Annotated in this window: 12 protein-coding genes and 2 pseudogenes; 6 read left to right on the top strand and 8 right to left on the bottom strand. The window is 41.7% G+C overall.

What is annotated here, in order from left to right; all coding sequences use genetic code 11:
* A pseudogene (locus tag BM739_RS16185) lies at nucleotides 1–612 on the bottom strand (group II intron maturase-specific domain-containing protein); the annotation flags it as partial.
* A 442-nt stretch (nucleotides 613–1,054) separates the two neighbouring features.
* On the opposite strand from BM739_RS16185, the gene BM739_RS16180 reads away from it, so the two are divergent.
* Both BM739_RS16180 and BM739_RS16175 read left to right on the top strand, forming a co-directional pair.
* Nucleotides 1,055–1,285, top strand: a complete 231-nt coding sequence (locus tag BM739_RS16180) for an AbrB/MazE/SpoVT family DNA-binding domain-containing protein (RefSeq protein ID WP_076542468.1) — start codon at nucleotides 1,055–1,057, stop codon at nucleotides 1,283–1,285.
* Nucleotides 1,282–1,629 (top strand): type II toxin-antitoxin system PemK/MazF family toxin, encoded by a 348-nt coding sequence (locus BM739_RS16175; protein WP_076542467.1) that lies wholly within the window; start codon nucleotides 1,282–1,284, stop codon nucleotides 1,627–1,629. The genes BM739_RS16180 and BM739_RS16175 overlap by 4 nt, the downstream gene beginning before the upstream one ends.
* A 238-nt stretch (nucleotides 1,630–1,867) precedes the next feature.
* On the opposite strand, the pseudogene BM739_RS16170 reads toward BM739_RS16175, so the two are convergent.
* A pseudogene (locus tag BM739_RS16170) lies at nucleotides 1,868–2,641 on the bottom strand (reverse transcriptase N-terminal domain-containing protein); the annotation flags it as partial.
* Nucleotides 2,642–3,427: 786 nt separating this feature from the next.
* Here BM739_RS16170 and BM739_RS16165 point away from each other — a divergent pair.
* The gene (locus tag BM739_RS16165) at nucleotides 3,428–3,700 is read left to right on the top strand and encodes a DUF1778 domain-containing protein (protein ID WP_076542464.1); all 273 of its coding nucleotides are present in this window, start codon (nucleotides 3,428–3,430) and stop codon (nucleotides 3,698–3,700) included.
* Nucleotides 3,697–4,194 carry a GNAT family N-acetyltransferase gene (locus BM739_RS16160; protein WP_076542462.1) on the top strand — a complete coding sequence of 166 codons (498 nt, stop codon included), beginning with the start codon at nucleotides 3,697–3,699 and terminating at the stop codon, nucleotides 4,192–4,194. The genes BM739_RS16165 and BM739_RS16160 overlap by 4 nt, the downstream gene beginning before the upstream one ends.
* 440 nt (nucleotides 4,195–4,634) lie before the next feature.
* Here the strand turns inward: BM739_RS16160 and BM739_RS16155 are convergent, their stop codons facing one another.
* The 6 genes from BM739_RS16155 to BM739_RS20265 form a co-directional block, all read right to left on the bottom strand.
* Nucleotides 4,635–6,128 (bottom strand): Fic family protein, encoded by a 1,494-nt coding sequence (locus tag BM739_RS16155; protein ID WP_076542460.1) that lies wholly within the window; start codon nucleotides 6,126–6,128, stop codon nucleotides 4,635–4,637.
* Between the two features lie 458 nt (nucleotides 6,129–6,586).
* Nucleotides 6,587–7,726 (bottom strand): PcfJ domain-containing protein, encoded by a 1,140-nt coding sequence (locus tag BM739_RS16150; RefSeq protein ID WP_175609541.1) that lies wholly within the window; start codon nucleotides 7,724–7,726, stop codon nucleotides 6,587–6,589.
* A gap of 236 nt (nucleotides 7,727–7,962) precedes the next feature.
* Complete coding sequence (locus BM739_RS16145; RefSeq protein ID WP_076542456.1) at nucleotides 7,963–8,727, bottom strand: hypothetical protein; 765 nt, start codon at nucleotides 8,725–8,727, stop codon at nucleotides 7,963–7,965.
* A gap of 109 nt (nucleotides 8,728–8,836) precedes the next feature.
* Nucleotides 8,837–9,199, bottom strand: a complete 363-nt coding sequence (locus tag BM739_RS16140; protein WP_076542454.1) for a hypothetical protein — start codon at nucleotides 9,197–9,199, stop codon at nucleotides 8,837–8,839.
* 786 nt (nucleotides 9,200–9,985) lie between these two features.
* Nucleotides 9,986–10,156, bottom strand: coding sequence for a hypothetical protein (locus BM739_RS20270; protein WP_175609540.1), 171 nt, complete (start codon nucleotides 10,154–10,156; stop codon nucleotides 9,986–9,988).
* A gap of 97 nt (nucleotides 10,157–10,253) precedes the next feature.
* Nucleotides 10,254–10,394 carry a hypothetical protein gene (locus BM739_RS20265; protein ID WP_175609539.1) on the bottom strand — a complete coding sequence of 47 codons (141 nt, stop codon included), beginning with the start codon at nucleotides 10,392–10,394 and terminating at the stop codon, nucleotides 10,254–10,256.
* A 36-nt stretch (nucleotides 10,395–10,430) separates the two neighbouring features.
* Between BM739_RS20265 and BM739_RS16130 the strand changes: the two genes are divergently transcribed.
* On the top strand, nucleotides 10,431–12,014 hold the full coding sequence (locus BM739_RS16130; RefSeq protein ID WP_076542450.1) for a site-specific integrase: 1,584 nt from the start codon (nucleotides 10,431–10,433) through the stop codon (nucleotides 12,012–12,014).
* 4 nt (nucleotides 12,015–12,018) lie between these two features.
* Nucleotides 12,019–14,898, top strand: a complete 2,880-nt coding sequence (locus tag BM739_RS16125) for a site-specific integrase (RefSeq protein ID WP_076542447.1) — start codon at nucleotides 12,019–12,021, stop codon at nucleotides 14,896–14,898.
* Nucleotides 14,899–14,900: the final 2 nt, after the last annotated feature.

Below are 14,900 nucleotides of genomic sequence, written 5' to 3'. Positions count from 1 at the left end.
TGCACTCCTGATTTTTACATGTCTTTTTATGAGCGTTTGAGCTATTTGGACAAGGTTAAATCGACAATCCATGTTCGCTATTTTCTGCCAACCATGAAATTGCCATTGCCCCTTACCATCCAAATAATATTTACGCCTCACCCAGTCTTTACTTTTCGTTGGATGACGCCTAACGGCCCAACGCCATAACAACCAGAAAAGTTGATACCCTACATAACCGAAAACTTGTTTTGCAACACTGTGGCGATAATAGTTCGCCCATCCTCTCAGTTTCGGATTTAATATTTTGATTAAATCGTTAACGGGGATTGTTGGATGTTTTCTGATGAATTCACGTAGATTGCTCAAAAATGACAGAACGTTGCTCTTGCTCGGTTTAATGAGCAGTTTGCCTTTGTACTTTCTAAGATTGAATCCCAGAAAGTCAAAACCATCATCGATATGAGTTATGTGCGTTTTCTCATCAGAGAGTGTTAAGCCTCTTTCCTGTAGAAAACCAATGAGCTGCGGCTTGATGTCATTAACGAGCACTTCCTTCGAAGAACCTGTGATAACAAAGTCATCTGCATATCCAATAAAGTTGACCCTATTCCCTGTTTTACAAGCAATTGTACGACCATATTAAAGTTTGATAAAAAAGTATGGTTGTCATGGACGGTAACAACTCAATAGTTTGATAATTTATCTGAGGGCGTATGTCGTTTTCTTATAATAAAGTTTGATCATTTTCAAACACACTTTTGGACATAAACCATTTAGTACAAAGGGTCTAAAACTGGTTAGTGGGATTAGAAATGTATGGTAATCAATTAAAGCTTACACTGACCCTGTATCCTTCTTTCCTTAAAATGCGTATATACATTGTATATACACAATGTTACTGCTAATATAAACGCAACTAGCAGTTCCGCTAGTTGTTTTACTAAAGAGCACAGTGAGTGCTAATTAGACCCACACCGCTAACGAGTTAATGCGTAAGAAACGTGTACGAAGTTACTCGTTATGGCTGGCCTGACATAAGCGCATATCAGGCCAATTTTGAAGGAGCATAGTGATGAATGTAGCCGTAGCCAAATGGGGAAATAGTTCCGCATTGAGGATACCCTCAAAAATTTTAAAGCAACTCTCAATTGGGATAGGCGATAAGCTTGATCTAAGAATTGAGGACAACAGGATTGTAATAGAGCAATCTAAACCCGATTTGACAGCGCTTCTGTCTATGGTGACCCAAGACAATAAGCATGTTGAGCAAATCAATGACCAGCAAGGAAATGAGCTTATATGACAACCAATGCGCCAGAGAAAGGCGATATTGTATTATTAGATTTTAACCCTCAAGCAGGGCATGAACAGGCAGGTAACAGGCCTGCTTTAGTTTTATCACCACAAGCTTTCAATCAAATAACTGGCTTTGCACTTGTTTGCCCGATAACAAACCAAGTGAAGAAATATCCATTTGAAGTTCCAATTGAAGGAACTAGGAAAACGACAGGTGTAGCGTTAACAGATCAGATTAAATCTCTTGACTGGAGCGCAAGGAAGATGAAGGTTGTAGATCACGCCTCAGATGAAACTATCAAAAAAGCTGTTACTCTAATAAGTACGGTACTCGCCGCTGGTGAAGGTTAGCAAAGCTCAATAAACCTATAAATAAGGCCGCTAATAGCGGCCTTATTTATATCAGGTATTAATAGCTTCATCGTCCACATTTTTGCTGACATCTAGATAACTGAGTAATTGTACTAACGAGAAAGGGGCAGAAATGTGTTACTCCTCCCCAGTTTCTGGTTGCAAAAAAATGCCAAAAAATATCAAGCTATATTATAAATGATCAGACTTTATTATTATTTATCAAACTTTAATATGAACGCACAGCTATAGACTTAACCAATTGTTCTAATCCAGCCAGCGTGAGCAACATAAGCGTAGGCGATATTATCCCACATTGCGGTGTTCCTTCTGCTGTTTTATAGAACAATTCTTTGTCAACATAACCACATCCAAGCCATTGTTTCAGCATTCGTTTATCTAATTGAATGTTGTCGAGAAGCCATTGATGACCAATCTTATCGAAACAAGCTTTGATGTCACCCTCAAGAACCCATTGGCTAGAGCGCTTCATACACAAACATTTGAAGCACTGTGCAATGGCATCTGCTGCGCTTCGGTTGGGTCGAAAGCCATAGCTATTGAGGTCGGCTACCGTTTCCGAAATAGGCTCCAAGGCGAGAAGATGAAGCGCTTGCTGCGCTCTGTCTATCATGCAGGGAATGCCTAAAGGTCTGAGTTTGCCGTTTTTCTTGGGGATGTAGATACGYCTGAGCGGTTTGGCATGATAGCCTTTTCGGCTCAGTTTATTCACCGCAGTCATACAACGAGCATCACTGTTCCAAATGATGCCGTCAACGCCTGGTGTTTTGCTGCCTTTATTTTGAGAAACTCTTTTAACAGCAAGTAATTTTGCTGATTTYGAGTGGGTAAGTATCCACTGCAATGCTTTCGCCTTGCCGTGTTTACCTTCTCGGGTTGCTTTTGCAATGCGCATTTGAAGCTTTAATACATGTTGCTTAACCGCTTTCCAATTAATGGATTGCCATTGAACATTGTCAGGGGATGCACTAACTTCAATTGAAGTCATCATTTGCGTTTCTCCATAAATAAAGTTCTTCAAATCATCTTGCAACGGGAGACCAGCTAGAAGTCAGCTCGCTTTCGCGCCAGATAACAACCTGTATCCGCGTCATTACAATGCGGCATTCGCTTTTTCTAGCCTCCTTTACCTGCATGACTATCGGCGGCCTTTGCAGACCGCTTTCCCAAAGGGAGCAATACAGGCTTACCCTGTTCCGTATGTCGCGCAACGTCAGGTTAGATGCCCACTATAGTGCGRAGAGTTATTTGATCACGAAAGAGCACTGTCCAATCTCTTTCCAACTCTCATTGCCTTTTGGCCACAGCGTACAAACCACTTCCGCTGCTTCTCGTATAACGCACCTTACATGGATTCACTTACGTTCATCATACTGACACCCTAGCACTTACCCGATTGTGGTTATCAGGAAGAACGTCCTCTCACGATTCAGTTCCCATTCGGCATAAGCCAAATATCGTTACATTGTCAGACTCGCTGCTTTATTCAGAGTCTTAGGGTCATCCGGTGATACAGATGGTTCACTCTTATCGCGGTGAACAGCGCTTCATACGACCTCAGGTCGCACGGACAATTCCGAGTTACGATGAACAAGTACAGCTGAACTTTCTGATAACGTATTCTATGCCAAACACATCAATTGACTACAAAGTAGTGGCCAATTTTGCTAAAACACTACAATTTAGATTTTGTGCCAAAGTGACACAGAAATTGCTTATTACACACTTTAAGCTCATAATATCCATGTGACATTTTGACACAATAGGAAATAAAATTATGGCTACTACTTTGCCTCGCATCACCGCTAGAGTTGATGTCGATACTCAAGATTTACTTACAAAAGCTGCCGCTATTACTGGTATGTCCAGTATTAATTCATTTGTTTTAAGTGCTGCGATTGAAAAAGCTAAACAAGTAATAGAGCGTGAACAAACTCTAAAACTGAGCCAAGCTGACGCCATGTTGTTAATGGAAGCGTTAGACCGCCCAGCAACAGTGAACCCTAAATTAAAAGCTGCATCTGACCGTTATGAGAGCAAAACTCAATGATGAAGACGGTACTTCTTGATAAAAGTAATCACGATAGAAACCGATTCAATTGTGGCTCCGAAGCTCTGAATAACTATTTAAAAGTAATGGCTCGTCAGCAAGCAAAGAAAGACAACACCAGAACTTTTGTTTTGGAAGATGATCACGACAACTCACATATCATCGGTTTTTACACGCTAGCAATGGCACCAATTGACTTAAAGGCATTGCCCGATAAGTTACAGAAGAAGCACCAACCATCTACCTCTGGTGGTCTCATTGCTCGTTTAGCTGTAGATGACCGATATAAAGGGAAAGGCTTTGGTGAGTGGTTGCTTATCGACGCACTCAAAAAGCTGTTAGCAGCTAGTGACAGCGTTGCCTTCCCTGTAGTTATCGTTGATGTTAAAGATGGGGCAAAATACTTCTATGAGCGCTATGGGTTTCAAGCGTTTCAAAACTCAGAGAAAAAACTCTTTATCACCATCAATGATGTCAGAGCAAGTTTAAGCTAAATAACCAGTATTCTTTGGTTAACTACGCCCACTGTTTGTGATCGCATGCTGCTGTCCAAAATAACCGCAACTAACGCAACATTTCACTTTAAGTGGTCGGTTTAGCAATTGATTATGGTAAGTTACTGTATGTTTGTGGCTCTGTTGTACTTCTGTGTTGTTCGTCTACACTCATGATCCCTGAAGATCAACGAAGGTGGCGGCAAGAATGGGAATCAACAACTTAGATAAGATACTGCAACTTATCCCCTCCCTCAACTACGCTGATACCAAGCTGCCTCAACAACTCTGTTAGAGAAAGCTCGATGGGGATACTGTCGGAAAGGTGATAGCTGAACGCGAACAGACAGTTTCAGATTGTCCTCACTGCCACTCGATGGAGTTCGTAAAGCATGGCGTTACCGCCAAAGGTATACAACGTTAGCGGATTCTGAAGTGTTTTAATTTAGTTCAGGAGGTAGGTCAAACTTGAATCCTCGGATGACCTTATTGAATGTCGGCACCCCTTCATCGGGAAGAAGTTGAGCCCTGTGACTCTCTAGTGAATCTCTAGCCTCGCCGTAGTCCACCCAGTCAATTGACGCGGTGTATTTCTGTAGCTGATAGAAGACCTTAACCAGAGTGGCGAATTTATTTTCCCGTGTAGCCTTTCTGAGTCCGTTGAGATAACTATCTCTGTGTACTGTAGGTACAATTAATTTGTACTGGTCATTTGAGTGTAAGACGGCATTCATCATTATGCGTGAAAGGCGGCCATTGCCATCATCGAACGGGTGACACTCAGACACTAGGAACTGCATGAAAATCGCAGCTTCAAGGCCAGCTTTGACTGTTTTGTAAATCTCAAAGCCTTTAGTTAGGGTGCCAATAACATCTTCTGGCATAACAAAGGTACTTGTACCCGCTTTATTAGCCTTAGACTTGAATGAGCCAGGATTCTTCTCTTTGCGCTCTAGCATCATATCGAAGTGTCTACGCTGTAGCTCTTTAGTGAACTCCTCTGCTGTTTCAGGGAAAATGCTCATTGCTTGGTAGTCAGAGACTTGCTGAAACACAGCATAAACATCATGGCTATCTTGATGTCTGTTGCTTATCTGCTTGCTTAAAAACACGATGTCCTCAGCCTCATCGATTTCGAACTCTGTTCCCTCAATGAAGTTTGAGAAGTAACTTTCGAAGAAAGAAAGGTGTCTCCATGCTGACTTGGTATGTGTGTAAGGTACTTCGGGTAGCTGGCATCGGTTTAGGTAATCTGCCAAGGCTTGAAACCTTTCAACTCTGACCACATCATATGGCTCATGCTTTGCCGTAGCGATGGCTACTGAGTTTTTCAGAGTGCCTTCTACGGGGTGGGTGGAGAGTAGTGCTGATATTATTTTATTGAGCTTAGTGAACTCTTTCTCTAGTCCGTTCGCATTAGCGAACTCCCTAGCTGTATCTCGGATGCTGTTTAGCTCTTTCTCGCCATCTGTCTTCCTCATGGCAATAGATAGGCGTTCTTCTACCCACTCCTGCCCAAGTGATTTTGATATTACACCTCTACCTGATGTCAGGTTTTCCAAATACATCCTAGGAGGAGAGCTCCTATGCATAGTCGGCAAGAATGGTTCGGTTAAGTCATTTGTGGAGCCAGCTTGGATATCAATCGTCAAGACTTGAGCTACATGGACTTTTCTTTGTTGTTTTATGCTTGAGGTAACAACTACCAGACCTTCCTTTGGGCGTAGCTCTTGGGCAGTTCGGTGAGATGCAATTGCATCAGGCTGTAAATATTTAACCACCTCATGCCATTTTGACATCAGTAAGCCCTCCAGTTCACTTGGTTTGGCATCTGTGTAAATCCCTTGATGGATTCTGGTTATTACACCTGATTTGGCCTTTTTTGCCAGATCTTTGGCTGGCTCGGTCTGATTTGAGAAGTATAAATTAGGCATGTTGGCTCCTGATATCTTTACTTATGGTTATTTTATGACATTTAACGAACTAAACAAGTGAAAAAAATCAGACAAAAGCGTGAATTAACGAAAAGTATCAGAATAAAGTACCATAAAAGGTAAAGCGTCAGAGTAAAGGTGCTTAATGACAAAAAATCCAGTTCAAAATATGATTAGTGATAATAGTCAGATTAATTTATTCATCGATGAAAAATGATACAATAAAACCTTTAAGTGAAAAAGTGTAAGATTAAAAGGCTAGCTTGGGAGGAGTGGCATCAGGGTGGCTTGGCAGAGAGCGCCATAACTCACCTGAATTCACGGTGAAGAAAAAACAAATAACGATAAGCCTCTTGAAGGACACCCTCATAAAGACAGAGTATCACTAAACTGCGCCTCTTATTCATTCACTTCATGTCATTTTTCGTCAACCGATGACGCTTATTAATTAAACATATTTATGCCGAACCTTCTTGCAATTTCAACACCTTCTTTACTCTCTCAAACCAACTGTAAACTAACTCTCGGGTTTCAGTTGTAGGCAGCGCATTACGCAAACCTGCAATTTGGTCCAGTTCGATAATGCCTGTTTGTTTGTTACACTTGATACCAATGGTGACTCTTTGTGGTTGGCTCAAAGTGAACACACGATAATGCCCAGAAACAATGCGAGTATGATAAACCGCAATACAGTGGTGTTGTTCCGCGCCTTCGGTGAAAAGCTCATCATAATTTTTGATGGCCACAAAGTTTGCTTCATCTGGCAATAGCATAGAATATGGTTTGTCGGCATCAACAGGTCTTAGTTTTTCACGCCTTATGTCATTTCGCCTATTTATCCATTGCTGATGCAAATGCTCTAGCTGGGCGAATGACGATAACTGACTAACACGTTTACCTGGGTCATTTACCCCCAGCTCTACTCCCAATGCTAGCGTATCTGATAAGCATGAACGCAATACCCTTCGAGCTAACTGATTTTCACTGGCTATCGCCAGTCCAAGCTTAGTGCCCGTTAGAAAGGGGTATTTATTATCTAAGCTTAATGCAACATAGTTAACTGAAGTGTAATGATTAAAAGATCTATAACGTCTACAGTGTTTATCTAGCTGTTTTTTAACATGCTCTAACTCTAAATTTCGTTCATAGGTCAGGGTTAATTTATCAATAAACTTGAGCGCAGACTTAGTATCATCATAGCCTAAACAATGTAATATCTGTCGCTGGCCTAATTGGCTAACAGTTAATGCCATTTGGTTATCCACGGTATAACACTCACAGATTAACACTAACAATAATGGCCGAGTGATGAGTAATTGGGCTGCTACGTCACTATTGGCAGCAAGCCATAACAATTGATACTGATGCTCAGGAAATGCTTGAGTTTGTTCTAAATACGCTGTGGGAATTTTACTCAGCCAGTCATCTAAGCATTGCTCATCGTGGATAATATCAAAACCCAGTCCAAGACCTCCTTCAAGTAACTCTTTGGCCTTAGTTTTAAAGACTCGATATGCCTGTAATTTACTGTGCCAGTCATGTAATTCAATATCATAATCAAAGCCAAATGCACTTGTGGGAATAGAGATATATTGCAAGTTACACTCCTTAAGTTGGTTGAATATTGCGTCGAACCAATAAGTCTTCATCACCGTAACCACCACAAAGTTGAATAAATATCGTTCGATTAGTACTGTTGAAAGGAAGCTGAAACCTCCCTACAGTTCATTCTATGAGCTTCGGATATCCCTGCTAATAATACAGCCCACCGAAGACAAGCGAAAAGCCATTTTTAAATGGCTTTTCGTTTTTATCCCCCGCCTTATATACCCCTTTAAAAACCAAGCTCGATTAACCTATCTATTGCTTGTTTTGCATAGCGTCTTGTCATTAAATCTAAGTAAGCTGGATTTTGTGTTTTAGGTAAAAAATCATCCATAAAAGTTGCAGGACGAATTAACGACAGCGTTTGATCATTTTTACAAATGAGGTCAACTGTTGGTGCCCCATCACAGTCAACACCATAAATAATATACGTTGCCGGTGTTTGTGAGTTTAGGTAATCATTAAGCTTTGGAGCTAACTCTTTTAAAAACTCCCGCATAACCGAACGAGCCGCGGAGGATTGCTTATCATTACTTTCATTATTAGTGGCAAACTCGACTGACACACAATCCTTTTGATTTTCGCTTTGATAAGTATTGAGTTGTAGTTGGTATGGATACCGCTGTTCTATCCAGCTTGTCACCGTTTCTTCTACCACGAGTAGAATAAAATGCATCGCTGTATACAAGCAGCCGTAATAAAAAATGCCATCAATATACAGCCTCACCCAGTCGCCATATAATTTGCTTACGTATTTATCAGGCGCCTTTGCAATATATTTGGGGATCTCCATTTCTTCTAAAATCGCGTCATCATGGGATTGTTGATATTGCCAGTAGGGAATATCATAACTAAGCAAATCAGGAAAATCGCAAATATCCCGCTCAGGTCGAAAGGGTTCATTCATGGTTAAGTGGTCTTTGCCTTTTACATACAGCTTTTGGCACTCGGCAAGATACTTGTGTTTCTGCGCATCGCTAGCATCAAGGTACACATTATCCGCCTCGTCATCATTCAGGCTCGAAATGCCAGGAAAGTAAGCCTCTAAAATCTGCTGCTTTTATATTTTAGGTCCACCATATTTGCCCCTAATGCGCTGAACGTTAAAAATTTCCTAAATGGAAAACATGGTTCATAACAGCTTCAAAATCAGCATGCTCCCCTTCCAATAAAAGCGACAGTGGCGTTTGACCTTTAAATAATGAATGCTGATTTTCCATCGTCATAAAGCCGTAGATATTGTCAGGATTTGAGAAAGTTTGATTCAATTCACTATGAATATTCAAAATGTAGCTTATACGTTTGACTTGATCTTGAGTGAAGTCATTTTGATTGGCGGCGCTCATGTCGTCTTTATTCTTAAAGCAAAGTAAGACTGATATTTGATTTTCATTACACCCCCATTTACCAAGAATCTTTAAAACCACCTTGAGTCCAATTTTAAATTCTTTCTGTGTAAGCTCCATACACACCTCCTAACAATCACAATAAACACTTAAAATCAATAACTTAATAAATTAACGTAATCACTAAACATCTAAAATCATACTTACTAAAAATCTGAAGAGAAGAAAAAACAACCATTACAGTTGATTTATACAGCAATTGACTGTACAAATAAACAGTAGTACAGATTAATGACTAAATACACGCATCTATAAATAGGGAAATGGGATGATTTAGGAAAATATCGTTATGCCAAAGACAAAAAAGTTGCCGCTAAACTCACTTGAATGGCACCAGCATCCAAAGCTCACAACTTTGTTATCTGGCGATTGCCATCAGCTATCGACGCTTCCCGACCTTCGGTTTTAGGCTGGCTCCCAACCTGAATATCTTCCAGTATAAACTCCACTTTTGAATCTTAAATAAAAGTAATCAGTTCCGCCGCTTCAAATCAATTCGCAACAAAATAATGACATTTGACTAAAACCTAAAATGAACAAAAAAAACGCACTTATAGCAAAAACAGCAAAAATCGCATTTTAAAACGCAAATTAGGCACCTCTATCTCACTTTTTTCATTTAAACAACTTTACAATAGCTTTATAGAAAAAACATTTGATATACGCAGATGAAACCTTTCTGAAATTAATACCGACATTGGGCATTTGCACTAAAACAGAAGAGACACTCGTTACAGTATTACTGAACAAATGAGTACAGCAGAGATATGAAAATAAAACAGCGCTTGGTTAACAGTTTTACCCTCGAGTACCATCCTTTGGTCGTTAGTTTACTCAGGGATGAGATCACTGTGCAGTTCCCCGCTTACGTGATTGACCATCTTCATGAGCACGAAATACAGATCTTGCTGAAAACAATAACTCTACATGTAATACCTGTAACTCAAGAGCATTATCTACTTTTAACGCCCGAACCACTGTTTGCACTACTGCGGCAACATCCCAGTGTTCAATCACAAAAAGTCTGCCTCTGCGAGTACCAATATTCAGCAAATAACATCGAGCAAACAATCACTACATTAATGCTCACGCTCCCAGCATTTCAATACAACTATCAATCTTCAACACTAAAAACGCTGGCTTCTAGACTCAATAATGCTAAATCCAATCCTTCCCTACCAACCAATCCTCTACCAAAGAAAAGCCAATTAGCACTATTTGCAGGGGTATCACCATCTGCAATACGGTTAGACACCAAGAAACTAACCAAGAATGACGACAAAGGTAAAGCATGAGTAAACAAAGTGCTATCAAACGTAAAGCGCGTCAACGTAATAGCGGCGGCGTTTACCCTGAGCCGATGAGCGTAGCCTTAACACTACTTACCGCCCTACATCGATTAAAACCGCGCATAAAACCTACCGTTAGCAACAAAATCAGCTCGTACGATCGACATATGTTTCATTTTGTCTATCTGTGGCTCACTGGTGAATTAGTGAATTGCCGAACTACTGACGATATTGCAAGAATAAACATCCTCACAGGCAGTGAACCATGCAGAGCCAATGCACTACGACGAGTGCGTATGAATAATATTTCTTGGGTCGAGTATGCATTGGCATACGACACACGACATGGCATTAAATGGCAGTGGCAGCCGCTACCAAATGGACTCAATGCTTACTTTAGCCATGCGTTAACTCAGTCTACCGAACATTGGGGGCTCTCTACCCAGGAAGAGAAAACTTTCATTTACTGGTTGAATACAAAATGGCGTACACCAACCTCGTTATTAGGACGTTACCGCATACGCCGTGATGGACTTTTTAGCTACTTTAAAACGTTAGCCAATCTTGATAGTGGCCTATCTACACTAAGTAAACGAGTATTACTCGGTGAAGAAGGGTTACATCATCACTCTGCCAGTGCCTATCAATCCCAAGACAGCGAGCAACTCCGTTACGAGATCTTTCACGCACAAACCCGATATCTAGATAGACTACGTCAAGTACTGATGGATCCGAAGCTCGAACCTATGCTCAATGTACCACTTCCCATCACGGAAAATGAGCGTTCGCTGCTGCATAAAAATGACCCACTCCCCGAGCATTTACTGGTGGCAGGCCGTATTGCAGCGTTTCACCTAGATCTCACTAAGGCAACCAAGACCTATGTCAAAATGCCAGCACTTGTTATTGGCTCACTGCGCATGTTGGAGGTGGACAATGTCCGGCATTTTTTCCGTCATTTACATCAACAAGGGCGACAACTGACTCTCCGGCAATACACCACAACGAGCTTACGAGAGTTAGTAAATTTTCGTGCAAATGAACTCGCGTTACTCTTTATCGTATTAACAGGTGTTCGCCCGACGCATGCAATTACGCTTGAACAGGCTAACTGCTTTAACTTTCAATACGCTATTGTAAGCGACAAAGGACGCTGGCGCAGCGTGCTGCTACCAAATTATCTGCAGCAAGCAATCCAGCGATTTGAGCAGCTCAAACAACAACTCAATCAATTTTACCCAAAGTATACGCCCTCACCATTGTTGTGGTTTCAGATCAATGAAGTAGGTGAGCCTCTGCCGCTCACAGCAAGAACACTGCGTTATTTTCTGAAGCAATATTGGTCTGAATGCATCCCAAGTGTTCAGGTGGTGCCCTACCAGCTTCGGCACTTTTTTGCTCAACATGCGAGAGCGGCACTTGATCCAGTGTTATCGACCCAAGATGTAGATCAACTAATGGGACATTCCTCCTTCGGTGAGCACCTTGGTAGTGCTATGCATTTCCCGGCTTCGCAGAAAAAACTCACCAAACACCTGAATGGCATTAGTAATTTTTTGCAGCTAACACCGATCATGGAGGAGTAGTGATATGCTCAATTACAGTATAATACAGCGCCACCGTGCGGATTTGGGACTGGCAATAGAAAATCGCACAGATATCGAATGGATATGTCTGCGCGTTGATAAATGCGCCCAGCAACGTCAACTCAGTAAAACCTGTCTCAAGCAAATTAATTATGCCATAAGCGACATTCCCACAGGGCGACAACGTCGACTCAAACAAGCAAGAGAGCAAGTCTTACAATATCTTTATGATGTATGTGATTGGATATTGCCTCCAAAACAAGAGACCCTGTGTCAAGACAGTGCACTTAAGTGGATGCGTGAAATACAAATCTTCAATGACAATGCTGGCACATTAATACGAGGCTACCATCTGCAACGCCAGTACTTTATCGCCAATCCGAACAGTGGATCTAAGATTGAGTTAGCTTGGTTACTCACAGTGCTCTACATAGAGGTCGCTCCCCTACCATTAAGTTACTGGCAAGCGGTCCTCAGTAATGCTGATCCAATCGCGTTTTTTGAAGGTCAATATACCCTAAAGGTGCCACACCCAACGCCTATAGCTGCATTTGCTAATGACAATCAACCAAGTTTTACCCGCTTACCACTGCCGTTGTTTGCTTATCGGCTATTACAACAATATATACTGCAGCAAACTCAGGTGCCAACGAAAAGAGCCCTTTTAAAAGCATTAAATAATACGTTATCAGCGCAGCCTTATTATCTCACTCCGCGCTCAGAAGCGAAGTGGCAGCGCACGTTTCAATCATTGTGGCACCATCATTATCAAGTACCGGCCGAACTGTTGCGCGATATTTCAGATCCTCAACGCCATGTCGCTACTTTACCTCAACATTTCAGCCCAACTTTGCCACTCGAAATCAAAAAATCACTCTACCAACCTATCGTATTTCAGCAACAAGAAAACCAAGGTGCTATTAGTTCAAAGTCGGGTAAGCTTCATTGGCCACATAAAGAGTTAATCAAGTATTACCGCCGTAAAAAAAACACATCCGGAGTAATGCCATTAGTGCCCACTTGGACTCAAGATAACATCCTACCTAAGCTTCTGTTTCATTTCTGTGAGTCACTATTTATTGAGGGAGGAATTAAACTTGACAACCTACCAGCAGATACAGTGGACCGCTACAGCAATTTTTACAAAAACCTTTCTCCGTTATCGTATCAAGTGGCCTGCGAGCCCGAAAAATTAGCTCTATGGGCGCAGCAAGCATTTGAAATACTTAATGACAAAGACTCTCAAGCGTGGCATTTCTACCAATTTTTACGCAGTGTGTCACAGCAGCCATTAACCGACCACCTAGACTTGAGCCAATTTGAAAAGCCTAGTTTACCTGCACGAGTTGATCCCTTTAGACTCAGTATTTCTCAGTTACACCTAGTGATCAAACACTTACTATCGACCAGCAATGGTCATGCTCTGCAACGACTGTTTGCCAGTGTTGCAGCCTTATTCGGGTTCTATGGGGCTTTGCGTCGCGGTGAAGTTTTACGCCTTCGAGTAGGTGATATTCGTCAGGTCATCCATCAGAACAACCGTTTTCAACTTACTATTACAGAGACTACTGAGGGCAAAACAAAAAGTCGTCAAACACGCCATGTGTATATTGTCATGCCTGAAGTGGCAGCAAAGCTTGTGCGCATAGTCATTAAAATCCACGCAGAGAGTGATAACGCACAACCACTTTTGGCATTATGTGGTGAATCCATTGCTTCACGAGCAAGTCATTATTTATACCCAGTAACACAGGTGCTTAAAGGGATGTTTGGCCAACAGGTACGCTTCCATCATTTACGTCATTCAGGTATTGAGCTCACCTATTTGCAAGGCTTGCATTTGGCATATGAGCGAGAAGATAACCATTTAGCCACTTTGCTTGATGACAAAGCAATGCAAACAATGCTGACCAAACAGAATTGCTTAGCACGCTTTAGTTTTTGGCTTGAGGGCCGCGATTTTAGCGAGATAAACGACAGCCTACTTTTTGATGTGATTAGCGCTCAATTTGGCCATGCTCACTATGCAACTACTCGGCGTCATTACTTACATGGACTTGAGCGGATCATTCCGCTGTTTAAGCCACACAAGCGTCACTATAGCCGTGATGAGTTGCGCTACATTTTGGATATGCCCACCGGTTCAAATGATATTTCCAGAGTGCTTGCAGAGCTCAGTCCTGAGTATGCTGCATTGCCTGAACAAGCCAAAAAGTACTATCAACCCAGCTATAGCGAGGCGAAACTACTAAAAAGAATCGTACACAAACAGCCTGTGTCTAAGCGTAAACAGCAATGGAGCGATGATGAATGGTTGAAACTATGGAGTGAACATATACCAAGGCAATGGTATAACGGGAAAACGTTTTATCTCATTAACAGCCTAACTATACGCATGTTGACAACTGGCGAGCTTACCATGAAAGTCCTTAGCCAAGCATGGCAGCAATTGGGACAACACCAAGGGTTAGTCATGGATAAAAAGCAACGTACCGCCATTAAGCACTTAGGGGGAGCAACGATTGTTGAAGCGCAGTTGAGTACAAGTTCGGCAAAGCGCAATGAGCCAAGTCAGCTCGATATTGTATTTAATTGCCCCAGCAACCAGCGCACGCTTAAGGCATTTCAAACCCTATGTCATCAAGGCGCACTTAAATCATTCGATGCCACACTGACCTTAAAACAAAACCGAAAAAGCCTTAACAGTAATAAGCTCACATTAGTCAAAACCCGCTTTGCTCGCAAGCAAGACAAAGTGTTGCATGACGTTATTCCTGTAGGTGATACCTACCTTAACATCACACTGCACACACCATTTTCAGCAGCAATATTCAAGCGCCCACTCAACCAGTATTTTGTTGATTTATCAACGTTCACCGCTTAAGA

Origin of the sequence: Shewanella sp. UCD-KL21 (assembly GCF_001957135.1) — a bacterium.
GTDB lineage: Bacteria > Pseudomonadota > Gammaproteobacteria > Enterobacterales > Shewanellaceae > Shewanella.
This window is presented reverse-complemented; position numbering and strand designations above follow the sequence as displayed.